Here is a 5,097-nt window from a genome sequence, read left to right as displayed (position 1 = left end):
TCACAACACTGGACATGGTCTGGTTATCTCGTTGCATTCCAATTCCCGCGGGGCTCCCTGCCGCGCGGAATGCGCACCCTATATGAAATTGCGGACAGATGTGTGACGGGTTCTGCACTACGACAGATAACCCGCCCGGCGCGACAGAAAACTGGCGGCCGCACATAGGCAGCCGCTATCATGTAACCGTTTACAACCCACATAAGACGGATATGGATTCCACCTCTACCCCTCAGTTCAGCCCGAAGTGGCAGTTCCGCTTCAACTTCTTCAACACCTACGGCGCGCCCAATACCCCGGCGTTCAAGGCCGCCTACAAGGAGCTGCCGTTCGGCCAGAAGATCAAGGTCAACTTCAACTTCTTCGCCCTGTTCTTCAGCTGGATCTACCTGCTCATCCTGGGCATGTGGCGCAAGGCGCTGACCATCCTGGGCATCACCATCGTGCTGATGATCCTGGTGTCGTTCATGCCCGACGTCGTCGGCCGTGGCGTCGGCATCGCCTGGTCGCTGCTCATCGCACTCACCACCAACTACTCCTATTACCTGGAGAAAGTGAAGGGCGACACCAGCTGGAACCCCTTTGCGGGCATGCGCTGGTAAGCGCTGCCTTGCGGGATTGATGTTGATCCAGGGCCCGGTCGAAAGACCGGGCCTTTTCGTTCTGCCGCATGGGCCGCGGCGCGACCCTCACCCGTCCTTTCCCCAGCGCCGATCACCCTGCCGGCAACCGCGCCCTGGAGTCTCCCATGTCCACCTCACCGAACAATGATCGCCTCGAACGCGCCGCGCGCTGGCTGGGCCGACAGACCCATGACCTGGACGCCGTCGCCAAACGCGCGATCGGGCGGCGCGTGGTGGTCGATGACCCCAACCGTCGCCTGGCCGAGCAGTCCACCTTCGGCGAGCGGCTGGCCGACAAGGTCGCCAGCTTCGGTGGGTCGTGGCACTTCATCCTGCTGTTCGGTGCCGCCCTGGTGATCTGGGTGGCGCTCAACAGCGAGATCCTGGGCAAGACTGCATTCGATCCCTACCCGTACATTTTCCTCAACCTGATGCTGTCGATGCTGGCGGCGATCCAGGCACCGGTGATCATGATGAGCCAGAACCGGCAGGCGATGAAGGACCGGCAGATGGCCGCCTACGACTACGAGGTGAACCTCAAGGCCGAGCTGGAAATCATGTCGCTGCATGAAAAAGTGGATGCGGTCAGCCATGACACGCTGCTGCAGATCCTGCAGCAGCAGCAACGCCAGATCGACCTGCTGAGCGAGCTGGTGGCGCGCGCACCGACGCCCCCGCCCGCGGATTGAACAGCGCGGACCGCCTCGCCGCGATGTCCCATGACGTGGTGGTCACCGGCGGCGGCCAGGCCGCACTGGCGCTGGGCTATTTCCTGCGTCGCAGCGGCCTGACGTTCTGCCTGCTGGATGCCGAACCCTCGGCGGGCGGCGCGTGGCAGCACGCGTGGCCATCGCTGCGGCTGTTCTCGCCGGCCTCTTCCAGTGGTATCGCCGGCTGGCCGATGCCACTGCCTGCCGACAGCTACCCCGATCGCGATGCGGTGGTGGACTACCTCCGCCGCTATGAGCAGCGCTACGCACTGCCGGTGCAGCGACCGGTACGCGTGCAGCGCGTGGAGTGCCTCGATGGCCGGTTTACGCTGATCGCCGATGATGGCCGCCACTGGCATGCCCGTGCGGTGATCAGCGCCACCGGCACCTGGCGCAACCCGCAGTGGCCGTCTTACCCCGGCCAGGCGGCGTTCACCGGGCTGCAGCTGCATTCGGCGCAGTACCGTGGCCCGGACGCGTTGGCAGGCAAGCGCGTGGCGGTGGTGGGCGCTGGCAACTCGGGCGCGCAGATTCACGCGGAACTGTCGCAGCATGCGCACTCGGACTGGATCACACTGACACCCCCACGCTTCCTGCCCGACGATGTGGACGGGCACGTGCTGTTCCAGCGCGCTACCGAGCGCTGGCGCGCGCTGCAGGCCGGACAGACGCCCCCTCCGCCGAGCGGCGGGTTGGGCGACATCGTGATGGTCGACAGTGTTCGTGATGCACGCGCACGCGGCGTGCTGCACAGCCTGYCGATGTTTGATGCCCTCACCGCGCGCGGTGCGCGCTGGGCCGATAACAGCGAACGCGCCTTCGATGCGATCGTGTGGTGCACCGGCTTCGGCCCGGCCCTCGAACACCTGGACGCGCTTGGCGTGATCGACGTGGACGGCCGGGTGGCGCTGGATGGCACCGCCGCACGCGACCTGCCCGGACTCTGGCTGGTGGGCTACGGCGAGTGGACCGGAATGGCCTCGGCCACGCTGATCGGCGTGACCCGCAGCGCGCGCAGTACGGTGGCCGAGGTGCAGGCGTATCTGGGCGTGGCGTCGGCAAAGTGAGTAGCCGCACCGGGCGACGCGGTACGCCGGTGGTAGCATGCGCCGATCATTTCTCCCATTCTGGGCGCGATCTGCCGAGCCGACGATGATCGCCGCCCGCCTGGACAAGGACCGTCATGGCCGCACCAAACCGACTCGCTTTCCTGGATGCCCTACGCGGTCTGGCTGCCGTCTATGTGGTGCTGTTCCACGTCATGGCGATGCCGTCACCCGCGCTTGCGACGGGAGCGGTGACGGGCGCGGTACTGGCGATGGGCGGCACCGGCGTGGCGCTGTTCTTCGTCATCAGTGCCTTCTCGCTGGCATACACGATGCCGCGCCACGCACGCACGCCGACGCCATTGCTCAGCTTCTACCTGCATCGGGTGTTCCGTATCGCACCGCTGTTCTTCGTGCTGCTGGCCTTCTCGATCTGGCGCGACGGTCGCGGCAGCCATGCGGGTCATCCAAGCGCTGAAATCCTGGCCAACGTCACCTTCACCTTCAACCTCTTCGAAGGATGGGAGGCCGGCATCGTCTGGGCGAGCTGGGCGATCGGCGTGGAGATGCTGTTCTATGCCGTGTTTCCCCTGCTGTTCCGGGTCATCGACCGCCCGCGGCGCGCCTGGGGCGCCGCTGTCCTGGGTACGCTGGCCAGCCTGCTGGCCGGAGCAGGGGTACTGGGTCCGGCGGGTGTAGCAGCGGTAGGCGACTACGGCCTGCTGCGCCACCTGCCCGTGTTCTTGTACGGCCTGCTTGCCTACCATCTGTTCATGGCCCTGCAGGCAATGCCATCCAACCGTGCCCGCCGTTGCTGCATGACGGTGCTGGTCGGCACGGGCCTGTTGCTGGTGGGATTGACCTGGGGCAGCGCGCGCGCCGCCGTGAGTGCCGGCATCGGCTGGATACTGTTCGGCGCCGCGTATGCCGCACTGCTGATCGGCATGTCGCGATTTCCCCTGTCGCTGGTGGTCAACCGCGTGACCACCTACCTGGGCCAGATCAGCTATTCCCTGTATCTGGCGCACCCCATCGTCGTGGCGCTGTTGATACCTGTATTCCGGCGCATCCAGCTGCTGGTACCGCAGGCCGATCTGGCCTACCTGCTCTGCGCCGTACTGACCTTGGCCATCGCAGTGCCACTGGCCTACGTGGGCTATCGCCTGATTGAAGTGCCCGGCATCCGTGCCGGGCATCGGGTGCTGGCCGCCATCAACGGCCATCGCACCGCTGCCACGGGCAGCACCGATCCCACGCGTTGATCCGCATGCGCGCCGATCCACGGCGCGCCGGGTGTTCAGAACGTCTGCCAGTCGTCACCGGCCACGGCCGCCATCGGCGCGCGGGCAGCACCGCGCGCAGCGGCGGACACCCGCCCGGTCGGCGCTGACACGCGCCGGCCCGCCGGTGCCGCACGGCCTGCGGCAGCCTCGATACGGAAGATCGCCACCGCCGTACCCAGCTGCTGCGCCTGTTCCTCCATCGCCCGCGCGGCGGCAGTGGCCTCTTCGACCAGCGCGGCATTCTGCTGGGTCGTTTCGTCCATCTGGGTGATGGTCTGGTTGACCTGCTCGATGCCGGCCGACTGCTCCTTCGAGGCCGCCGAAATCTCGGCCATGATGTCGTTGACCCGACGCACGCCGCTGACGATGTCTTCCATCGTGCGCCCGGCGGTCCGCACCAGCGCCGAGCCCTGGGTCACCTGGTCCACCGAGTCGTCGATCAGGGTCTTGATCTCCTTGGCCGCACCGGCCGAGCGCTGCGCCAGCGCGCGCACCTCCGAGGCGACCACGGCGAAACCGCGCCCCTGCTCACCCGCGCGCGCCGCTTCCACCGCCGCGTTCAAGGCCAGGATGTTGGTCTGGAAGGCGATGCCATCGATCACCGAGATGATCTCGGCGATGCGCTTGGACGAGGACTCGATGCCGGCCATGGTGGTCACCACCTGGCCCACCACCTGCCCACCCTGCGACGCCACCTCGGCTGCATTGGCGGCCAGCTGGTTGGCCTGCACGGCGTGGTCGGCGTTCTGCCGCACGGTGGAGGTCAACTCCTCCATTGATGYCGCGGTTTCCTCCAGGCTCGCGGCCTGCTGCTCGGTGCGGCGCGACAGGTCGCTGTTGCCCGAGGCGATCTCGCCAGCGGCCAGGTTGATGCTGTCGGTGGCCTGCTGGATGCGGCCGACGATGTCGGTCAGCTGGGTGACGGTGGTATCGGCATCGTCGCGCATCTGCGCGAACACACCGTGGAACTCGCCCTGCATGCGCGCGGTGAGGTCACCGGCGGCGATCGCGCGCAGCAGTGCGGAGATCTGCTGCAGGTTGTCGTCGCTGACCTGCATCATGGTGTTGAGGTTCTCGACCATGCCGCGGAAGTCGTGGTCGAAGCGCACCACGTCGCCGCGCTGGCTGAAATCGCCCAGCGCCGCCGCGCCGGCCAGGTCGCGGATCTGGGTGTTGATCGCGCGCAGGTTGGCCTTGGTGGTGTCCATCGCCTCGGTGAAGCTTGCCTGTTCGCCCGGCAGGCGATCCATGTCCTGGGACAGATCGCCGACCGCATAGCGTTGCATCACCTCGACCAGGCGCCGGGTGACGGCGATGTTCGCCCCGACCAGCTGGTTGCTGTCGTCCACCATGCGCCCGTAGGCACCGGGGAAGGCCTGCGCATCCATCCGGTAGCTGAGCTCGCCCGCCTCATGGCGCTGGGCCATGTCGGCCT

5 protein-coding genes are annotated in these 5,097 nt (G+C 66.8%); 4 read left to right on the top strand and 1 reads right to left on the bottom strand.

Going from position 1 to position 5,097, the window contains the following annotated elements; genetic code table 11:
• Positions 1-212: 212 nt before the first annotated feature.
• From ACXJKH_RS14280 to ACXJKH_RS14265, 4 genes are all read left to right on the top strand, one after another.
• Positions 213-602 (top strand): DUF2628 domain-containing protein, encoded by a 390-nt coding sequence (locus tag ACXJKH_RS14280; protein ID WP_256777404.1) that lies wholly within the window; start codon positions 213-215, stop codon positions 600-602.
• Positions 603-748: 146 nt separating this feature from the next.
• A complete protein-coding gene (locus ACXJKH_RS14275; protein ID WP_457320208.1) occupies positions 749-1,312 on the top strand; it encodes a DUF1003 domain-containing protein in 564 nt (187 codons plus the stop codon).
• A 23-nt stretch (positions 1,313-1,335) separates the two neighbouring features.
• Positions 1,336-2,400 (top strand): ArsO family NAD(P)H-dependent flavin-containing monooxygenase, encoded by a 1,065-nt coding sequence (locus ACXJKH_RS14270; protein WP_457320206.1) that lies wholly within the window; start codon positions 1,336-1,338, stop codon positions 2,398-2,400.
• Positions 2,401-2,516: 116 nt separating this feature from the next.
• Complete coding sequence (locus tag ACXJKH_RS14265) at positions 2,517-3,641, top strand: acyltransferase family protein (protein ID WP_457320204.1); 1,125 nt, start codon at positions 2,517-2,519, stop codon at positions 3,639-3,641.
• Positions 3,642-3,676: 35 nt separating this feature from the next.
• Here ACXJKH_RS14265 and ACXJKH_RS14260 read toward each other — a convergent pair.
• A partial coding sequence (locus tag ACXJKH_RS14260) for a methyl-accepting chemotaxis protein (RefSeq protein WP_457320202.1) occupies positions 3,677-5,097 on the bottom strand: 1,421 nt, incomplete at its 5' end.

This window comes from Stenotrophomonas sp. P5_B8 (assembly GCF_054049855.1).
Note: the sequence above shows the minus strand (reverse complement) of the source record. Positions and strands in the feature narration are given on the sequence as shown.

Excerpts from the sequence above, each read along its gene's own strand:
- ACXJKH_RS14265 (WP_457320204.1), top strand. The coding sequence starts at position 2,517 with ATGGCCGCACCAAACCGACTCGCTTTCCTGGATGCCCTACGCGGTCTG.
- ACXJKH_RS14280 (WP_256777404.1), top strand. The coding sequence starts at position 213 with ATGGATTCCACCTCTACCCCTCAGTTCAGCCCGAAGTGGCAGTTCCGC.
- ACXJKH_RS14275 (WP_457320208.1), top strand. The coding sequence starts at position 749 with ATGTCCACCTCACCGAACAATGATCGCCTCGAACGCGCCGCGCGCTGG.